We start from the raw sequence: 17,694 nt of genomic DNA, 5'->3' as shown, positions 1-17,694 counted from the left end.
CAGAGGTGTCGTTCTCCACGGGACCCCTCTACCAGCGACGGCTCTCGGAATTGCGGACTGCGTCCGTACCGCGGCCAACTGGTTCCTGAGAACTACCCCGGCCGGCCCCGCCTGCGCCTCCCGCAAGGAGGCACAGGCGGGGCCGTTCTTCTTAGGGCTGCTCACGCTGACGCACATAGGTCCCGCGCTTCGGGACCGTGTAGACGTACCCCCGCTCCCGGAGGTGAGCCACGACGTTCCGCACCGTGTTCCGGGCCACGCCGCACCTCACCACCAGCTCGTTTTCGGATGGCAGAGGGCTGCCCACTTCCAGCGAGCCAGCCTCGATGTCCCGAATGAGATCCGCAGCGATCTGCCGGTAGGGCGGCTCCGGGGCCCGGTGATTGATCTTGCTCGCTGTCATGCAGCCAGAGTAGTTGGCTGGTCATGCCTGACTGAATCTGAGTAAGGGTGGATGAGCCTATACAAGACCGCCAGCGTCAGGACACAGAAAAACCCCGACAGTCGGGCCAACGACCGTTGGGGTTCTGACGCCACCAGCTATTCAGGAGCTGAGACGCATGCGTGACCTTATCGCGCGCATCCACATGTGGGTGCTTCGAGCTGGACCGGTACGTAGAGCGGCCCAGCGGGGTCGGGGTCATCGTCCCCGTCCGGCACTACTGCCCCATGAAGATCGGTGACGACACGGGCCCTGAGGCCCGCTGAGCCCCCCCAACCGCCCCGTCCGGCCTACGCCGGGCGGGGCTTCGCTATGCCCCGACTCGCTGCCCGAAGCGCAGGTTCCTCACGGCCTGGACGGCCATCGGTGACAGCGCGATGACAGTGTTCTGCCTGTCGATGAGGACCCATCCCTTGTCACGTAGCGAGGCAACGTCAGGGTGGGCGTCGTGCCCCGCTTCGGCGGACAGCTCCTCGACCGTCGGTGCGCTGCCGGAGTCCAGGTGAGCGACGATCACGAAGAGTAGCTGTTCTTCCCCGGCTGTGATCCGGAAGTCCACGGTTCGACCGTAGGACGACCCTGGCCTCCGCGCTTCTCCGAGCGTGGCGCCCAAGGCGTTGCGCTGTCGTCCGTTCCTGGATGTTAGTGGGCCTGAAGTGGCCCTGGATGCAGTGCAGCGCGCCCAATCGGGTGAAGCACTTGCAGCAGGTCTATCCCCTGCTGACGGACCGCGCTCTTCTGTCAATCACAGAAGCAGGGAGCCACCCAGCAAGGGGGACGATCGTGGATCGGAAGAGGAGATCGACCAGGTGTAGGTCCGCCGCAGTCGCGGTTCTGAGCGCAGCGGCCCTGATGCTCTCGCAGGGAACGTCGTTTGCGGCCACCGGCAACTGGGGGTTCGGGGTCGCCGCCCAAACGGTGTCGCCGGGCTCCAATGTCTCATGGACGCCCTATGTCCTCTGCGACCCCAATCCAGGTCCAGGGACAGACCCAAGCCCGTGCAGCTACAGCACTACGTGGCGATTCAAGATGGGCGCCAGTAACGACGGGGAGTTCGTCAACGTGGGTTCTTCCTTCAGCCTGGTCAAGAGGAAGGTCACCGGCGAGACCGACGTGAAGGTAGGCACCTGCAACGTGGTCAGTTCAGACGAGGTCACATGCGCTGCCAGCGGAAGTGGCTCTGTCAACCCCGGGGAGGGTTTCCAGCCCGCGAGCCCCATCCTGCTTCGCACCGCGTCTAGCAGTTGCACCGAGACCGCCTACGCCACATGGTTCGACACTGCCAGCGAACCGCAGAGGCCGCCGAACCCGGGAGACAACGACGACTGGCAGTCCCTGCGAACGGGCGGGCAGTGCGCTTAGACGTCGTTTCTTTTGGCTGTCAGAGCGGCATGAGAGCCTCCTGACATGAGCTACGACCTTGCTGTCTGGGAAGGCGAGAGGCCGGCGGATGACAAGACCGCGGGCCGGGTCTTCAACGACCTGTACGACCGCTACATCGACAGCGAGGTGGAAGAGCCTCCGTCCGAGCGCATCGCGGCTTACGTGGCCGCGTTGCTTGAGCGGTGGTGTGACCTCACTGAGGACGAGGAGGACACCTCGCCCTGGTCAACCGGGCCGCTGATCGGCGAGGCCAGTGGTCCGCTGATCTACTTCCCCACGCGGTGGAGCATGGCCGAGGAGGCGTCGGCCTACGCGGCGGCCGTCGCGGAGTCCATGGGCCTGATCTGCTTCGACGTACAGCAGAACCGGCTCAGGCCGTGAGCAGAGCCGCCAGTCGGCGGTAGCCGATGAGGGCTGCGGCTATGCCGACGAAGGCGAGGAAGTGTTCGGCCTTGCGTTCGTAGCGGCGGTGGAGGCGTCGGCAGCCGGCCAGCCAGGACACGGTTCTCTCGACCACCCACCGATGCCGGCCCAGCCGCTGCGAGGACTCGACACCCTTGCGGGTAATGCGATGGCGGATACCGCGCTTGCGAAGCCATCGGCGCAGGTGGTCGTAGTCATAGCCCTTGTCTGCATGCAGCTTCGCCGGCCGCCGACGCCGGGGACCACGGCGGGACCGGATCGGCGGGATGCCGCGCACAAGCGGCTCCAGGCCCAGACTGTCATGCATGTTCGCGCCGGAGATGCCCAAGGACAGCGGCAGTCCGTTCCGGTCGCAGATCAGATGAATCTTCGATCCCAGCTTGCCGCGGTCGGTCGGATTCGGTCCCGTCAAAGGCCCCCCTTTGCAGCCCGCAGGCTGACCGAGTCGATCGCGCACCGCGACCAGTCCAGCTCGCCCCGCGCTCCGAGTTCGTCAAGGATGACACGGTAGAGCCGGGCCCAGACCCGGTCCCGGCTCCACTGGGCGAAGCGTCGGTAGACCGTTTGCCAGGCCGGGCCGAACACCGGCGGCAGCTGCCGCCAGGTGCAGCCCGACGTCGCCACGAAGATGATCGCCGCCAGGGCTTCGCGGTCACCGGCCCGACGCCGGCCACCGCCCTGCGGACGTATCACCTCAGTCGGTGGCACCACCCGCCGGAACAGCACCCACAACTCGTCCGGCACCAGTCGCTCCACGAGATCCGCCATGCACGGCTCAACGAACGATCACGCCATAAGAAACGACGTCTTAGTCAGACAGCGCACCGAAGGCCGTTGATCCCTCGGTACGCTGCTTGATCGCAGGCCACACTTCGCCACTTCATCGCCACACAATCGCACACTGGCGCACCTTGGGTGGCTGCTTGGCCTTCGTCCCCCCGCCATGACCAGCGCGTGACCAGTAGCGGCCGGGAGCACCCGGAAAAGCCCAGGAAAACCCAGGTGACATGAGGGCGCGGATAGACCCTTCAGACTGGTGTTTCCGCAGGTCAGAGACCTGACGGGTTGGTGCCCGAGAGGAGAGTCCAAGTCCCCCTCGGACACCAGCAGGAACCCCAGTTCATCTGGGGTTTTTCTGTTTTTCCGGTCTGATGACGCTCCGCGTGACCCACGGAAGCGGGCTCGCCCTGAACCTCGGCCACAGGAGACGCGGGCCCGGCGTCGCCGCCTTCGACGGTGATCTTGCGTACCCGTCCGGCAGGTGACCATGCCCGGCGTGCTCGCGGAATGAGTAGTGATTTTCCTGAGTAACCCCTGCCACCGTAAGGGCGCTGAGTGACCGTTGTGGCACTGGAAGAAATGGGCAGGGCAGGCGAGAAACCGTTCACTGGATGGCGTCGGTCCGCCTCATTTCCATGACGCGGCGGTGCCCGTCTGGTGATCGACTCCCGGCGTGCTGCCATTGCGGTCGGTACAGCCGTGTTTTCAGCGTCTATCAAGGAGAGCTGAGATGGTCGTAAGACGTGGGTTACGGCGGCGGACCGCCGTGGCGTTGGCGGTGGCGTCCGGAGTGCTGGGGGGCTTCCTGCCGGTGGGGGAGGCGTTCGCGGCTCCTGCGGGTGGGAAGACCACCCTGACGTTCAGTGAGGCGAAGACGACGCGGATGACGGTCCCGGACGGGGTCACGAAGATCGTGATGACGGCCGTGGGCCCCGGGGGCGGCGGCGGGGGCGGGGGCGGCGGCCTGGTGGTCTTCCCCACGGAGAACAGCGCGATCATGCTCGGCGGCGGAGGCGGTGCGGGCGGCGCCGCAGGCGGCTACTTCCAGTGCACCCTGAACGTCACCCCCGGTGAGACCCTGTCGATCGACGTCGCCGGGGGCGGTGCGGGTGGCGCGGGCGGCACTCTGAACTGGTCCAACCCGACCGACGGCGAAGCCGGCAAGGACACGGGCGGGTCCACGGTCCACTTCCCCGGCGGGCAGCAGACGGCCGGGGCTCCGCGCGGTGCCGGCGGTGCCGCCGGTATCCGGGGGCAGCTGGATGTCGGGCCGGGAGCCGGGGGTACGGGCTCCGGCGCCACCAGCGGTCTCGGCAAGGGCCGCTGCGTCGGTGAGCCCACGACGAGGCCGGGTGCCGTTCCGGCCTCCGGCCTGGCCGGGACCAGGGTGGCGGGCGGTGCGGGAGGCGCGGGCGCGCGACCGTACGCCGTGCCGCCGACCTGTCCGGCCGTCGCGGGCCGCGGTGGGGACGGTGGCGAGGGTGGCGGTGCCAGCTTCGACCCCCTGCCCGCCCCTCCGGGGACCTTGGGACGCCTCAAGGGCAAGCCGGGCCAGGCCGGAAACCTGGGCTGTGTGGTCCTGACGTACTGACGGTCGTAAGCGCTGGTCCCGCCGCGGGGCCTGTCAGGCGACAGCCGGCGGTGGGGCCGGTGCGGCTGGGCCCGCCTCGATTCCGGGGCGGGCCCGTGAGGGAGACGGCGGGTCAGCGGCTACGCCGCGACGCGATCATCAGCCCTTGACGATCCGGCCGTGGAAAATGCTCTGTGGACCCGGCCCGTCCCGCCGCACCCTCCACCGCCGGTCCACCCGCCCTCCAGACCGGTCGGCGAGCGTGAACGGCCGGATCACTCGGAGAAGACCGGCCGGAGGCGGGAGCGGCATGGCAGTGGACGCGGCGCGGTTTCGCGCGTTGTTCGGATCCTTCCCGACGGCGGTCACCGTCGTCACCGCGACGGACGCGAACGGCAGACCGCGGGGCCTGACCTGCAACGCGGTGTCGGCGGTCTCCGTGGAACCGCCGTTGCTCCTGGTGTGCGTGCACCGGAACGCGCGGACCCTGGCGGCGCTGCGGCACTCGGGGGCCTTCGTGGTCAACGTCCTCGCCGACGGGGGGCAGGACGCGGCGCGGGTCTTCACCGACCGCTCCGAGCACAAGTTCGCCGGTGTCGAGTGGGTGCCCTCCGCCCACGCCCGGGGCGCGCCCGTGCTGGTGGACGTCGCCCTGGCGCACGCCGAGTGCGTGGTGGTGCGGACGGTGGAGGCCGGCGACCACTGGATCTTCATCGGACGGGTGGAGCACGCCGAGTCCTATCCGCGGCCGCCGGTGCTCTACCACCGGGGGACGTTCACCGTCTGGGACGCTCAGGCCCGGCAGGTCGGCAGCCCACCGTGAAACTCCACCATCTCCCGGAACAACTCGCCGATGTCGAGCGGGACGCCGGGCGCGGCGCCGCGCTCCTCCGCGTAGGCCCGGTGGAGGTTGGGCACCAGCCGTTCGGAGTCGATCAGGTGCGCGTACGGGCCGGGGCCCGCCGCCCGCGCGGCCTCCAGTGGGGTGAGCCCCGCGGCGAGTCCCTCGCGGGCCAGCTCCTGGACCCACCGTAGGTAGCCCTCGGTGACGTCGAAGACCTCGGGGCCGGCCACGGGCCCGTGGCCGGTGATGACGGTGCGCGCGTCGAGGGCGCGCAGCCGGGCCACCGCGTCGAGCGTCCCGGTGACCGACCCCATCGGGCAGAAGGGCGTGACGCCGCTCATCACCAGGTCCCCGGTGATGAGCACCCGCTTGACCGGGCAGCCGGACGACGGTGTCGCGGGTGGTGTGGGCGGGACCGAGGTGGATCAACTCGGCCTCCACGTCGCCCACATGGAGGGTCAGCCGGTCGCGGTAGGTGACCTCGGGCAGGGTGAGGGTGAGCTCGCCCCACTCCACCTCGGGCCAGAGCCCCGTCAGATGGAGGCCCGCTTCCGCCATCTCGCCGCGGGCCCGCTCGTGGCCGATGACCAGGGCCTCGGGGAAGAGGAAGTTGCCGAAGGTGTGGTCCCCGTGGGAGTGGGTGCCGACCAGGACCCGCGGCGGCGCCGGGCAGACGCCGAGCGCCGCCGTCCGCAGCGCGCGGGCGCGGGCCTCGGTCGCCGCCGTGTCCACCAGGGCGGAGTGCCCCCGGGACACCACCAGCGCCGCGTTGTTCAGGCACCACCCGCCGTCCGGCTGCACATAGGCGAAGACGCCGTCGGCCACCTCGGCGAGCCTGCCCGCCGACCCTTTCCGCCGTACCTGGGACACCGTGCCTCCTGACCGATCGGAACACCGGGCCGCCATGCTCGTACCGGCGGATCGAGGACGGATCGATCGGACGGCCGGCGGACCGCCGGCGCGGAAGCGGACAGAGGGAGGACGCGCGAAAACAGTTACGGGTCTCCTGGCGGTGGCGACGTAGGCTTGAGGTGAAGTCACCTGCCGGGTCAGCCTGTTGGGGATACGGGTCACCGGCGAAAGTCTGACGGGGGACGACCGGTGATCCGGATCTTGCTGGCCGAGGACATGCACATGGTCCGGGGGGCGCTGGTGGCGCTCCTCGAACTGGAGCCCGACTTCCGTGTGGTCGCGGAGGTCGCGGACGGCCGGGGCATCCTGCCGTCCGTGATCAAGTTCCGGCCCGATGTGGCGATCCTCGACATCGACCTGCCCGGCGTCAACGGCCTGGACGCGGCCGGGCTGCTGTGGGAGCAGGCTCCCGAGTGCCGGGTGATCATCCTGACCGCGCTGGAGCAGCGGGGTACGGTCCGCCGGGCGATCGACGCCCACGTCCGGGGGTTCCTGCCCAAGAACGCCCCGCCCGCCGAGCTCGCCACCGCCATCCGCCTGGTGCACTCGGGGCGGCGGGTGATCGATTCGCGGATCCCGCCCACCGCCTGGGAGGCCGAGGACTGCCCGATCGCCGGCCGCCCCACGGACAGCCCGCTCACCCGGCGTGAGACCGATGTCCTCAAGCGGGCCGCCGACGGCAACTCCGCGCGGGAGACCGCCCGGGAGATGCACCTCTCCACGGGAACGGTGCGCAATTACCTGACCTCCGCCGTCACCAAACTCACCGCACGGAATCAGCTGGACGCCGTCCGGATCGCCAAGGAGAAGGGCTGGATCCGCTGACGTCCCGCGGCGGCCCGGCCGCGTCGGCCGGGCACTCGGCGAAGATCCGGAACCACCCGTCCTCGCCGGCGCACGCGCGGAACGTCCCGCCGATCCCTTCCAGCCGCCGGGCGAGATTGTCCAGGCCGCCGCCCGAACGGCGCGCCATCCTCTCCCCGGTGTCGCCGGGGATGCCGTCCCCCGCCATGTCGAGCGCGAGCGTGCCGGCGGTGCGGGAGACGGTGATGCGGCAGTTCTGCGCGGCGCTGTGGCGCAGGATGTTGGTCACCCCCTCGCGGACGACGGTCGCCAGGACCGTGCCGGCCTCCTCGCGCAGCGGCAGCCGCTCGTCGTGCACCTCCACCGTGATGCCCGCGGTGCTCAATATCCGGGCGGCGGAGTCCAGTTCGGCGGTGAGCGAGAGCTGACGGTAGCCGTGGGCGACACAGCGGACGTCGGCGAGGGCCTGCCGGGAGATGTCCAGCACCTCCCGCAGCTCCCCGTGCGCCCGCTCGGGGTCCTTGTCGACCAGCCGGGCCACCAGCTCCCCCTTGAGGGTGATGGCGGACAGGCTGTAGCCCAGCAGGTCGTGCAGATCGCGGGCGACCCGCAGCCGTTCGCCTTCCACGGCCAGCCGGGCGACCTCGTCACGGGCCCGCCGCACCTCCGCGCTCCAGGAGGCGATGCGCGTGACCCCGTACACCATCAGGCCGTTCACCCCGCAGGACAGCACTCCTATGGCGACGCCCAGCGGCTGCTGGCCGGCCAGCAGGGTGCAGGTGCCGGTGAGGACCGCGGCGGCGGCGAAGGCGGCGACGGACAGCGGGGGTTCGAGGATGAGCAGCGCGGACCCGGCCAGGAAGCCCGGCATGCCGGCCCAGGTGAGGCCCAGGGCGAACAGCGGGGCGTAGGTCAGCAGGGCCTGGAGTGCCAGCGTCCGGCGTCCGTGGCGGGCGCGGAACCGGCCGGCCCGCGGGGCGCAGTGAATCCCCTGGAGCACGAACACCGCGACGAAGGCGGCCAGGAAGAGGCAGATGTGACCGGCGGAAGGACGGCGCGACGCCAGGAGGTTGAGGAAACCCAGCACGGCCACCGCGGACTGCACGGCGAGAACGATGCCTGTGGCGAGCCAGGGGGGCGGCTCACCCTTGGATAACACCACCATGCGACCTGCCGATCGAGGGAGTTCCGAAGGGCCAACTGCTCAGTCAAGCAGAGAACCACTCGTGAAGAGGATTCCTGTAGTCAACCTCACATGACGCCCGTGACGGTCCCCTGGTTGGCAGCAATAAATGGAGCTGTGAATTCCTCACACGGGGCGTGCCGATCTCACCGTTGCTCTGGTGACGGCCTCACTGGGCGGTGGCCGCTCCTCGGTGCGAGCCTCGAGTCAAGTCGAAGGACGACATCGTGAACCGAGTGGAGGACACTCATGGACATCGAGGTGCTGGGAGAACTCGCGGTCTACGAGAACGGGGTCTCCATCGTGCCCAGCGCGGGAAAGCCGCGCCAGATCCTCGCCCTGCTCTCCCTGTGGGCCGGCCGCGTGGTGCCGGTGCCGACGCTGATGGAGGAGCTGTGGGGCGACGCCATCCCCCGCAGCGCGGCGACCACCCTCCAGACCTACATCCTCCAGCTGCGGCGCCGCATGGCCGTCGCGCTGCGCGACGCGCCGGAGTCCCCGGCCCGCACCCCGAAGGACGTCCTGGCCACGGCCTTCGGCGGCTACCGCGTCGCCGTCACGCCCGAGAGCTGCGACTGGTCCCAGTTCCGCCGCCTGGCCGGCCAGGGGCACGACGCGCTGCTCGCCGGCGACGCCCGGTCGGCCTCGGCGCACCTGACCCGCGCGCTCGCCCTGTGGCGCGGCCCGGCGCTGGTCGACGTGCCGGTCGGACGCGTCCTGGGGCTGGAGACCCTGTACATGGAGGAGACCCGTATGCAGGCGCTGGAGGAGCGCATCGAGGCCGACCTCCGCCTGGGCTACCACGCGGCCCTGCTGGGCGAGTTGCGCACGCTGGTGGCCCGGCACCCCCTGCACGAGAACCTCTGCGCGCAGCTGATGACGGCGCTGTGCCGCTCGGGCAGCCCCTGGCGGGCGCTCCAGGAGTTCCGGCAGCTGCGCGAGCGGCTGCGCCGCGAGCTGGGCGTCGAGCCGTCGCCGCGGCTCCAGCGGCTGCATCAGGCCGTGCTGTCGGGCGCCCCGGAACTGGACGGCGGGGAAGCGTTCGTACAGGCCCGGTCGGCGTAGCGCGGCGGCCCCGGCGGTCCGGCCGGCTCAGCCGAGGTGGTCGTGGGTGATGCTCCGGGACCGGGTGCGGATCCCGTCCCCGTCCGTCTCCAGGACGTCGTGCACCACACAGCTCGGCGCGATCTCCGGCTCCCGGCGGCCCGGCCGGACCGTGAGCACGAGCGTGTACACCGTGGAGCGGACGCTGCCGTCGGGCCGCGGGGTCAGCGCGATGTGGTTGAACCAGTGCCGCCGCTGTACCGGGGCTTCGGCGAACCTCTCGTGGAACCTCACCAGTTCGGCGACGATCGCGGCCCGTCCCCGGACCGGTTCGACCGACGGCGAGTGCTGGAACGTGCCGGTCTCGGTGAAGGTCAGGGCGTACTCCTCGAACCGGCCGCCGTCCAGGGCCTGCATCTGATGGGCGTAGAAGTGCTGGACGCGAGCGTAGAGGCCGGTCTCCGTGGCGGTGTCGTTCATGACGCTCCTTCGGGCGGTACGGGCGCGGGCGGGCAGGGCGCGGGCGCGGGCAGGGCGACGATGCCGCAGGCCGGCGGAGGCCGGCGGAGGCCGACGGACGCCGGGGCGGCCCGGGAGGCCCCACCTTCGCCGCCCCGCCTCGAAGCGGGCTCGAAGCGCTACAGGCCGCCGCTCCAGCCGCCGTCCACGTCGGCTCGAGGCCGGGACCGCACGCTCGTGCCGCCACCTTCCGACGACAGCGGGATCGGAGACGCATGAGCGAGACAGTCAGGCCCGTGGCCCTGGTGACCGGCGCCACGAGCGGGATCGGCAAGGAGATCGCGTGGCGGCTGGCCGCGCGCGGCACGCGGGTCCACCTCTGCGCCCGTGGCAAGGACGAGCTGGAGGCGACCGTCACCGGGCTGCGCGCCGCGGGCCACGAGGCGGACGGCGCGGTGTGCGACGTCTCCCGGCCGGAGCGGATCAGGGAGTACGTGCGCACGGCCGTGGACCGCTACGGACCGGTGGACGTCCTGGTGAACAACGCCGGCCGCAGCGGCGGCGGCGCCACCGCGGAGATCCCGGACGAGCTGTGGTTCGACGTCATCGACACCAACCTCAACAGCGTCTTCCTGATGACCAAGGAGGTCCTGACCACCGGCGGGATGCTCGCCAAGGGCAGCGGCCGCGTCATCAACATCGCCTCCACCGGCGGCAAGCAGGGTGTGGTGCACGCCGCCCCGTACTCCGCGTCCAAGCACGGCGTCGTCGGCTTCACCAAGGCCCTCGGGCTGGAACTCGCCCGCACCGGCATCACCGTCAACGCCGTGTGCCCCGGCTTCGTCGAGACGCCCATGGCCCAGCGGGTCCGTGAGCACTACGCGGCCATCTGGGACGTCAGCGAGGGTGAGGCGCACGACCGCATCACCACCCGGGTGCCGATGGGCCGCTACGTCGAGCCTCGCGAGGTGGCCGCGATGGTCGAGTACCTGGCCGGGGACGACGCGGCCGCGGTGACGGCCCAGGCGCTGAACGTCTGCGGCGGGCTGGGGAACTACTGATGTCCGCGCCCGCCCGCGTCGCCCTGGTGACCGGCTCCTCGTCCGGCATCGGGGCGGCCGTCGCCACCCGGCTGGCCGCCGAGGGGATCCGCGTCGTGGTCAACTCCGCCCGCTCCGTGGAGGCCGGCGAGAAGCTCGCCCGGTCCCTGCCGGACGCCGTGTACGTACGGGCCGACGTCTCCGTCGAGGCCGAGGCCCGCCGACTGGTGGCCGCCGCGGTGGAGCACTACGGGCGGCTCGACCTGCTGGTCAACAACGCGGGCGTCACCCGCGTCGTCCCGCACGCCGACCTGGAGGGCGCGTCCCCGGCCGTCTGGCGGGAGATCTTCGCGCTCAACGTCTTCGGCACCTGGCAGACGACCGTGGCCGCGATGCCGCACCTGGCCGCGACCGGCGCGGGGGCGGTGGTCAACATCTCCTCCGTCGCCGGCTGCCGGCCCGCGGGCAGCTCCATCCCCTATGCGGTGAGCAAGGCGGCGATCGGGCACATGACCGTGCTGCTCGCGAACGCCGTCGGCCCGCGCGTACGGGTCAACGCGGTGGCGCCCGGCCTGATCGAGACGCCCTGGACCCGCGACAGCGACTTCTTCGCCCCGATCGCCGAGAGGGTGCGCGAGGGCACGCCGCTGCGCAGGGTGGGCCTGCCCGAGGACGTCGCCGAGGCCGTACTGGCCCTCGCCGGCGCCTCGTACACCACCGGACAGGTACTGCTCGTGGACGGCGGCGCACACCTCGTCTGACGCCTCGCTCGGCGTTCGGGGACCCCAACGGAGGGAACGGCATGCGGCTCGGCGCGAATCTCATCTACCAGGGCGCGGGCGAACTGGCCCGCGCCGCCGAGGAGCTCGGCTACGACGTGGTGCTGGCCCCGGAGGGCTACCGCTCCGACGCCGTCAGCGTCCTCGGCCTGGCCGCCGGGGCGACCCGGCACATCGGGCTCGCCTCGGGCGTCATGCAGATCCCCGCCCGCCCGCCGGGCACCGCCGCCCTCACGGCGGCGACGCTGGACGCGCTGAGCGGCGGCCGGTTCCGGCTGGGGCTCGGCGTGTCCAACCCCGATGTGTCGCACGGCTGGTACGGCGTGCGCTTCGACCGGCCGCTGGCCCGCACCCGGGAGTACGTGGACATCGTCCGCCGGGCGCTGGCGGGGGAGTCCGTCACCTACGAGGGCGAGCACTTCCGCCTGCCCGTGCCCGGCACCCGCGGTGACGCGCCCCTGTACCTGCACACCGAACGGCCGCGGTCCGCGGTCCCCGTCTATCTGGCGGCGGTCGGGCCGCGTGCCCTCCGGCTGGCCGGGGAGATCGCCGACGGCTGGATCGGGGTCTTCGCCTCGCCCGAGGACGTCGCCGGGGCCGTCGCCGAGATCCGGGCGGGCAGGCTGCGGGCGGGGCTCGCCATGGCGGGCTTCGACGTCCTGCCCAGCCTGCCCGCGGCGGTCGCCGACGACGTGGACAGCGCCGTGGACGCCCTGCGCGGGCAGTACGTCTACCTGCTCGGCATCGGCGACCCCGAGCGGAACTTCTACTGCGCCATGGCCCGGCGGATGGGCTACGGACGCGAGGCCGCCCTGCTGCGGGAGCGGCTCGCCGCCGGTGACCGCAAGGGGGCGGGGGCCGCGCTGCCCGCGGCCTTCATCGACCGTACGGCCCTCGTCGGGCCCGTGCCCCGGCTCGCCGACCGGATGCGCGCGTACGCCGACGCCGGCGTCACCACGCTCGGGGTGATGGTCTCCGCGGCGGCGACCACCCTGGACGGCCGGACCCGGATCCTCCGCGCGGCGGCGGACGCGCTCGCGCTGGCGGACGCCGGGGGGTGAGGGCCGGCCCGGACGGTGCTCCGTGCCGGGCCGCGCGACGTCCGCCGCGTACGGGTGTTCGTGTAGGCGCGCCTGTACGGCGCCTGCGTAAGAGCGTGCGCGTCCGCGTGGGACCGGGCGCTTACGGGCGTCACCGCACCGGCACCGTCCGGCTGAGCGTGCCCGCCGGGTCCGGGTAGCCCGTCACCGTGCCGTGGCGGGCGTCCCGGGTCCTGGACCAGCGGTAGCTCCACGCGGGGTCGGTGAGACCGGACCCCGCCAGGCCCGTCTCCACCGCGCCGCTGCCGTCGGCCCGCAGCGTCCAGCGGAGCGCCGGGAGGGTGAACGGCACACCGGCGGCGAAGGGCCCGGGGGAGCGGACGGCCAGGCCGCCGCCGGGGAGCGGTTCGGCGTACGGGGTTCCGTCGCCGCCCTCCAGCGCGAACCGGACGTCCCGCGCGGCCGTTGGCGCGTGGAAGCGCAGGGTGGTGTCGCGGATGCCGCTGCTGATCCTGGGGTTGAACGTGAGGGGCGCGGGCGCGAGGAGCACGGTGAACTCCTCGCCGACGGCGACCGTGCGCGGCGCGGTGACGGTGAAGCGCAGCACGTACGGGATGGTGTGGTCGTCGCCGTCCGGCTCGGTGCGGACCCGGCAGACGAGCGCCGGCGCGCGCTCCGCCGTCAGGGCGTCGGCCGGCACGGCTCAGCCCTCCCGGACCGCGGCGGCCAGGCCGCTCGGGCGGGCCCCGACGCGCGCGGCGAGGTCCCCGCCGCGCCCGTACCGGGCCGCGAGCCCGGCCACCGTCGGGGCGTCCATGACGTGCCAGCCGTGCGCGGTGAGCCAGGCCGCCGGGTCGTCGAGCGTGGACCGCCAGGCCGCGCCCAGGCCGTCGAGGGTGTCCGACACCTCTGCCAGGCTGCCGCCCTTCGTGCCCGAGTCGATGTGGTCCATGGCGAGCTCGCTGCCGGGGGCCGACAGCTTGCCCACCTCGTCCAGGAGCGCGTCGTTCTCGGCGGCGGACAGATAGGGCAGCAGTCCTTCGACCAGCCACGCGGACGGCGCCGCGGGGTCGAGGCCGGCGCCGAGCAGCGCGCCGGGCCAGTCGCCGCGCAGATCGGCGCCCAGGACCGTGCGCGCGCAGGCGGGCACCGCCCGCTGCCGGGCCAGCACCCCCTCCTTGAAGTCGAGCAGCTCCGGCAGGTCCGCCTCGAACAGGCGGGTACCGCCGGGCCAGGGGAGCCGGAACGCCCGGGTGTCCAGGCCCGCGGCCAGGATCACCACCTGACGGCAGCCGCGGCCCGCCGCGCCGGTCAGGTAGTCGTCGAAGAAGCGGGTGCGCACGGCCACGTACCCGGCGAAGTCCCGCATTCCGTCCACGGCGCTCGCGCCGACGGCCTCCACGAAGGCGCGGGCGTAGGGGTCGTGGAACAGCCTGTGCTCGCGGTCGCTCTCCGCGGCCCGCCCGGCGGCGATGCCCACCGCGGTCAGGCTGACGCCCGTGGGCAGCTCCGGGCCGCCGCCGGGCCCGGCCGGTCCTGTCCTGCCGTCGTTCATCCGACGCTCCCTTCGGTGTGCGGGTGGTGTGCGTGAAGATGGTCCCGGCGGGTGGAGGGGGGCTCGAAGCCCGCTGGAAGAACGGGAGTTCGGTGCGCCGTTCGAGGGCGGCAGTAGCCGCGCTCCAGCGATCGGTGCCATCGTGGACGGGGACAGGGAAGAAGCTCTACGCGCTCACGGAGGTTCCTCGCGTGACCAGCTCCCAGCAACGTCCGCCCCGCCGGCTGAGGATCGGGGGTGACCTCCCCTACTTCGACAGCCGTCACGAACTCCGGGACTACGTCCAGGCGTTCGAGGAGCTCGGCTACGACCACCTGGGGTTCGGCGAGCACGTCCTGCCGGCCCGGGCGCCGAACTGGCCCTCGGGCATCTCCCCGTGCGAGCCGTGGCACGAGGCGTTCACCCAGGCCGCCTTCGTGGCCGCGCTGACCTCGCGGATCGAGATCGTCCCCTCCGTGCTGCTGCCGCTGCGTCCGGCCGGCATCGCGGCCAAACAGGCCGCCGAGATCGACCTCTTCTCGGAGGGGCGGCTGCGGCTGTCCGTCAGCGTCGGCTGGAACCGTGAGGAGGTCCGCGCCCTCGGTGCGGACCCCGCGACCCGCGGCCGGCTCCTGGAGGAGCAGGTGGAGGTGATGCGGCTGCTGTGGACCGAGCCGCACGTCACCTACCGGGGCAAGCTGATCGAGATCGTGGACGTGGCGGTCAACCCGCGCCCGGAGCGGCCGGTGCCGGTGTGGATGGGCGGCGGCGACTTCGAGGGCGGCGGGGTGCCCGGCCCGGTGGTCCTGGACCGGATGGCCCGCATCGCCGACGGCTACAAGATGTTCGGCCCGCTGATGCGGGACGTGGACGCCGGCCTGGACGTGATCCGCCGGCTGCGCGCCCTGGTGGCCGAACACGGCCGGGACCCCGAGGACTTCGGCGTCGAGGCGCGCATCCCGCTCCAGCTGCTGCCCGAGGACGCCTGGATCGAGCGCCTGGAGACCTGGCGCCGGGCCGGTGCCACGCATATCACCCTCTCCAACCGGCGGGGTGCGGGCGGCGCGAACGCCGAGATCGCACGCCTCACCCGCTTCCGGGAGCTGACCGACGGCCTCTGGTAGGCGGCGCGCCGGGCGCCCGGATCCGGGCGCCCGGCGGTGGCGGGGGTGCGCTCCCGCCGTTACGGCTCGCGCCCGGCCGGCTCGTACCCCTCGATCTGCGCGGGCACGGACAGGTGCCGCAGGAAGCGGCGGATCTGCTCACCGTATTGCTCCTGGAACTCGGGCGAACTCGGGTCGAGGCCCGACGCCTCCTTGGCGATCTGCGGCATCACGATCGGCGCCATCACCATGCCCATCACCGCCAGCCGGAGGAAGCCCGGGTCCATGTCGGCGGAGATCTCGCCCCGCTCGCGGGCGCGGTGCAGCCGGGCCAGGTCGGCGGTGATCGCCGACGTCTCCTCGGGGATCTCCTGCGTGTCCCCCGACAGCCCGCGCCAGATGGCGAGCCGGGCCGGCCGGGGGTCGGCCAGACCGCGCTCCAGATAGCGGACGGCGACCTCCTCCAGCGGTGCGTACTCCTCGGCGAAGAGGGCCTCGCGCTCGGCCCACTCGCGCTGCAACTCGCGGTAGAGGCCGTGCTTGCCGCCGAAGTAATAGCTGATCAGCTGCTTGTTCACGCCCGCGCGCTCGGCGATGTCCTGCACCCGGGCGCCGGCCAGGCCGTGGCTGGCGAACTCCTCCAGCGCCGCGTCCAGCAGCAGCTTCCGGGACCGCTCCGCGTCCCGCTGCCGCTCCTCGGTCTTCGGGGCGCGGCGCGGCCGGGGGCGGTCGGGCGGCTCAGTGGCCTCGGGGGCGGCCCCGGGGCGGCTCCTCTTCGTCGTCATGCGCACACTTTACTCAATCATCCGGTTGGTTGACAGTGGCATCCCGATGGATGACCATGGGGTCATGGCTGCATACGATGACCGAGCGGGCACGCCGGACGGGGCCGCGGCGGCCCCGGCGGAGAAGCCCGGCCTCTCCCCTCAAGCGCGGCAAGCGGTGCTGGTCGTCCTGCTGGGCGCGATCCTGGCCTTTCTGGACTCGACCGTTGTCAACGTCGCCCTCCGGCACCTCTCCCTCGACTTCGACACCTCGCTGGACACCGTCCAGTGGGTGGTCACCAGCTATCTGCTGGCCCTGGCGGCGGTGATCCCGCTGTCCGCCTGGGCCGCACGGCGCTACGGACCCCGCCGGCTCTACGCGTGGTCGCTCGCGGTCTTCACGCTGGCCTCGGCCCTGTGCGGCGTCGCCACGTCGGCCGAGATGCTGATCGGCTTCCGGATCCTCCAGGGCATCGGCGGCGGGCTGATGATGCCCGTCGGGCAGATGATCCTGGTGCGGGCGGCGGGGCCGCAGGGCCTGGCCAGGGTGATGAGCGCGATCGGCGTGCCGATGGTGCTCACACCGGTCTTCGGGCCGACCATCGGCGGGCTGCTCCTGGACCACGCCGGCTGGGAGTGGATCTTCTGGATCAATGTGCCCATCGGGCTGCTGGCCCTCTACCTCACGGTGCGCCTGCTCCCGCGCGATGTGACCGAGGAGGCGGGGCCGCTGGACGCGATCGGGCTGTTCCTGGTGTCCGTGGGCGTCGTCGGCGTCACGTACGGGCTGGCCCAGGCCGGTCAGCAGGGTGATCTGCTCGCCGCCGACGTCCTGCTGCCGTTCCTCGCCGGCCTGGTCCTGACCGCCGCGTTCGTGCTGCGAGCCCTGCGGGTCGAACATCCGCTGCTGGACCTGCGGCTGTACCGGAACAAGATGTTCAGCGCGGCTTCCTTCGCCACCTTCGCGATGGGCGCGGCCATCTTCGGCGGCATGATCCTGATGCCGCTGTACTACCAGGTGGTCCGGCACGAGGACGCCGTCGCCACCGGGCTGCTGCTCGCCCCCCAGGGCATCGGCGCGGCCGTCGCCATGTGGCTCTCGGGGCGGCTCTTCGAGAAGATCGGCAGCCTGACGGCCGTCATCGGCGGCGCGATCTGCGTCGCGGCGACCGTGCCGTTCGTGCTGATCACCTCCGGGAGTTCCTACTGGCTGCTGAGCCTGGCGATGGTCGCCCGCGGCTTCGGCATCGGCATGGCCGGCATGCCGGCCATGACCGCGGCCTTCCGGGCCCTGGAGCCGGCCCAGGTGGGCGACGCCACCCCGCAGCTCAACATGTTGCAGAGGGTCGGCGGTTCGATGGGCACCGCGCTCTTCGTCGTGGTGCTCCAGCAGCACCTGGACGACGCGGGCGCCCGCCCGGCCGAGCAGGCGTCCGGCTTCGGCACGACGTTCGTCTGGGTGCTGGCGGCCGCGGTGGTCGCCACGCTTCCCGCCGTCCTGATGACGGCCCTCGAACGCCGGGCGGCCAGGGAGGCGGCGGGCGTGCCGGACGACACGGGGACGGAGGCCCGCAGCGCGGTGTGACCTCG

20 protein-coding genes and 1 pseudogene are annotated in these 17,694 nt (G+C 72.1%); 11 read left to right on the top strand and 10 right to left on the bottom strand.

All coding sequences use genetic code 11. From position 1 onward, the window contains the following. Positions 1-151: 151 nt before the first annotated feature. Both SMD11_RS05685 and SMD11_RS05680 read right to left on the bottom strand, forming a co-directional pair. The gene (locus SMD11_RS05685) at positions 152-403 is read right to left on the bottom strand and encodes a winged helix-turn-helix domain-containing protein (RefSeq protein ID WP_087925385.1); all 252 of its coding nucleotides are present in this window, start codon (positions 401-403) and stop codon (positions 152-154) included. 349 nt (positions 404-752) lie between these two features. After that, positions 753-1,001, bottom strand: coding sequence for a hypothetical protein (locus SMD11_RS05680; RefSeq protein ID WP_087925384.1), 249 nt, complete (start codon positions 999-1,001; stop codon positions 753-755). Between the two features lie 224 nt (positions 1,002-1,225). Between SMD11_RS05680 and SMD11_RS35310 the strand changes: the two genes are divergently transcribed. Both SMD11_RS35310 and SMD11_RS05675 read left to right on the top strand, forming a co-directional pair. Further along, entirely contained in the window at positions 1,226-1,804 is a 579-nt protein-coding gene (locus SMD11_RS35310; RefSeq protein WP_159395226.1) for a hypothetical protein, read from the top strand. Between the two features lie 45 nt (positions 1,805-1,849). Further along, the gene (locus SMD11_RS05675; RefSeq protein ID WP_087925383.1) at positions 1,850-2,206 is read left to right on the top strand and encodes a hypothetical protein; all 357 of its coding nucleotides are present in this window, start codon (positions 1,850-1,852) and stop codon (positions 2,204-2,206) included. On the opposite strand, the gene SMD11_RS05670 is transcribed toward SMD11_RS05675, so the two are convergent. After that, positions 2,196-3,016 (bottom strand): IS5 family transposase gene (locus SMD11_RS05670; RefSeq protein ID WP_372472114.1). Its coding sequence is split into 2 segments (ribosomal slippage): positions 2,196-2,666 and positions 2,669-3,016, totalling 819 coding nucleotides; the frame shifts between segments, so codons are not numbered across the junction. The genes SMD11_RS05675 and SMD11_RS05670 overlap by 11 nt on opposite strands. Before the next feature lie 742 nt (positions 3,017-3,758). On the opposite strand from SMD11_RS05670, the gene SMD11_RS05665 reads away from it, so the two are divergent. Both SMD11_RS05665 and SMD11_RS05660 read left to right on the top strand, forming a co-directional pair. Continuing rightward, positions 3,759-4,619, top strand: a complete 861-nt coding sequence (locus SMD11_RS05665) for a hypothetical protein (RefSeq protein WP_159395225.1) — start codon at positions 3,759-3,761, stop codon at positions 4,617-4,619. A gap of 289 nt (positions 4,620-4,908) precedes the next feature. Further along, entirely contained in the window at positions 4,909-5,421 is a 513-nt protein-coding gene (locus SMD11_RS05660) for a flavin reductase family protein (RefSeq protein WP_087925380.1), read from the top strand. On the opposite strand, the gene SMD11_RS36995 is transcribed toward SMD11_RS05660, so the two are convergent. Together SMD11_RS36995 and SMD11_RS36990 are read right to left on the bottom strand one after the other, a co-directional pair. Next, complete coding sequence (locus SMD11_RS36995; RefSeq protein ID WP_324614695.1) at positions 5,391-5,807, bottom strand: hypothetical protein; 417 nt, start codon at positions 5,805-5,807, stop codon at positions 5,391-5,393. The genes SMD11_RS05660 and SMD11_RS36995 overlap by 31 nt on opposite strands. A gap of 85 nt (positions 5,808-5,892) precedes the next feature. After that, a pseudogene (locus SMD11_RS36990) lies at positions 5,893-6,348 on the bottom strand (MBL fold metallo-hydrolase); the annotation flags it as partial. Positions 6,349-6,543: 195 nt separating this feature from the next. Here SMD11_RS36990 and SMD11_RS05650 point away from each other — a divergent pair. After that, entirely contained in the window at positions 6,544-7,179 is a 636-nt protein-coding gene (locus tag SMD11_RS05650) for a response regulator transcription factor (protein ID WP_087925379.1), read from the top strand. On the opposite strand, the gene SMD11_RS05645 is transcribed toward SMD11_RS05650, so the two are convergent. After that, entirely contained in the window at positions 7,118-8,323 is a 1,206-nt protein-coding gene (locus SMD11_RS05645) for a sensor histidine kinase (protein WP_087925378.1), read from the bottom strand. The genes SMD11_RS05650 and SMD11_RS05645 overlap by 62 nt on opposite strands. Positions 8,324-8,590: 267 nt before the next feature. Here SMD11_RS05645 and SMD11_RS05640 point away from each other — a divergent pair, with 267 nt between their 5' ends. Beyond that, positions 8,591-9,406 carry an AfsR/SARP family transcriptional regulator gene (locus SMD11_RS05640; protein ID WP_087925377.1) on the top strand — a complete coding sequence of 272 codons (816 nt, stop codon included), beginning with the start codon at positions 8,591-8,593 and terminating at the stop codon, positions 9,404-9,406. Between the two features lie 27 nt (positions 9,407-9,433). Here the strand turns inward: SMD11_RS05640 and SMD11_RS05635 are convergent, their stop codons facing one another. Continuing rightward, positions 9,434-9,865, bottom strand: coding sequence for a nuclear transport factor 2 family protein (locus tag SMD11_RS05635; RefSeq protein WP_087925376.1), 432 nt, complete (start codon positions 9,863-9,865; stop codon positions 9,434-9,436). 254 nt (positions 9,866-10,119) lie between these two features. Here SMD11_RS05635 and SMD11_RS05630 point away from each other — a divergent pair, with 254 nt between their 5' ends. Genes SMD11_RS05630 through SMD11_RS05620 form a run of 3 tightly spaced genes read left to right on the top strand, consistent with a single transcriptional unit; the run spans position 10,120 to position 12,724 of the window. Continuing rightward, entirely contained in the window at positions 10,120-10,905 is a 786-nt protein-coding gene (locus SMD11_RS05630) for an SDR family NAD(P)-dependent oxidoreductase (RefSeq protein ID WP_087925375.1), read from the top strand. Further along, the gene (locus SMD11_RS05625) at positions 10,905-11,645 is read left to right on the top strand and encodes an SDR family NAD(P)-dependent oxidoreductase (RefSeq protein ID WP_087925374.1); all 741 of its coding nucleotides are present in this window, start codon (positions 10,905-10,907) and stop codon (positions 11,643-11,645) included. The genes SMD11_RS05630 and SMD11_RS05625 overlap by 1 nt, the downstream gene beginning before the upstream one ends. A gap of 41 nt (positions 11,646-11,686) precedes the next feature. Beyond that, positions 11,687-12,724, top strand: a complete 1,038-nt coding sequence (locus SMD11_RS05620) for an LLM class flavin-dependent oxidoreductase (RefSeq protein ID WP_087925373.1) — start codon at positions 11,687-11,689, stop codon at positions 12,722-12,724. A gap of 130 nt (positions 12,725-12,854) precedes the next feature. Here the strand turns inward: SMD11_RS05620 and SMD11_RS05615 are convergent, their stop codons facing one another. Both SMD11_RS05615 and SMD11_RS05610 read right to left on the bottom strand, forming a co-directional pair. Further along, positions 12,855-13,403 carry a hypothetical protein gene (locus tag SMD11_RS05615; RefSeq protein ID WP_087925372.1) on the bottom strand — a complete coding sequence of 183 codons (549 nt, stop codon included), beginning with the start codon at positions 13,401-13,403 and terminating at the stop codon, positions 12,855-12,857. 3 nt (positions 13,404-13,406) lie between these two features. Beyond that, positions 13,407-14,258 carry an SAM-dependent methyltransferase gene (locus tag SMD11_RS05610; RefSeq protein ID WP_087925371.1) on the bottom strand — a complete coding sequence of 284 codons (852 nt, stop codon included), beginning with the start codon at positions 14,256-14,258 and terminating at the stop codon, positions 13,407-13,409. A 191-nt stretch (positions 14,259-14,449) separates the two neighbouring features. On the opposite strand from SMD11_RS05610, the gene SMD11_RS05605 reads away from it, so the two are divergent. Continuing rightward, a complete protein-coding gene (locus tag SMD11_RS05605) occupies positions 14,450-15,361 on the top strand; it encodes a TIGR03619 family F420-dependent LLM class oxidoreductase (protein WP_159395224.1) in 912 nt (303 codons plus the stop codon). Between the two features lie 59 nt (positions 15,362-15,420). On the opposite strand, the gene SMD11_RS05600 is transcribed toward SMD11_RS05605, so the two are convergent. After that, positions 15,421-16,125 carry a TetR family transcriptional regulator gene (locus SMD11_RS05600; protein WP_087925369.1) on the bottom strand — a complete coding sequence of 235 codons (705 nt, stop codon included), beginning with the start codon at positions 16,123-16,125 and terminating at the stop codon, positions 15,421-15,423. A 64-nt stretch (positions 16,126-16,189) separates the two neighbouring features. Here SMD11_RS05600 and SMD11_RS05595 point away from each other — a divergent pair, with 64 nt between their 5' ends. Next, positions 16,190-17,689 carry a DHA2 family efflux MFS transporter permease subunit gene (locus SMD11_RS05595; RefSeq protein ID WP_087925368.1) on the top strand — a complete coding sequence of 500 codons (1,500 nt, stop codon included), beginning with the start codon at positions 16,190-16,192 and terminating at the stop codon, positions 17,687-17,689. Positions 17,690-17,694 lie beyond the last annotated feature (5 nt).

It is taken from the genome of Streptomyces albireticuli (assembly GCF_002192455.1).
GTDB classification, from domain to species: domain Bacteria; phylum Actinomycetota; class Actinomycetes; order Streptomycetales; family Streptomycetaceae; genus Streptomyces; species Streptomyces albireticuli_B.
This window is presented reverse-complemented; position numbering and strand designations above follow the sequence as displayed.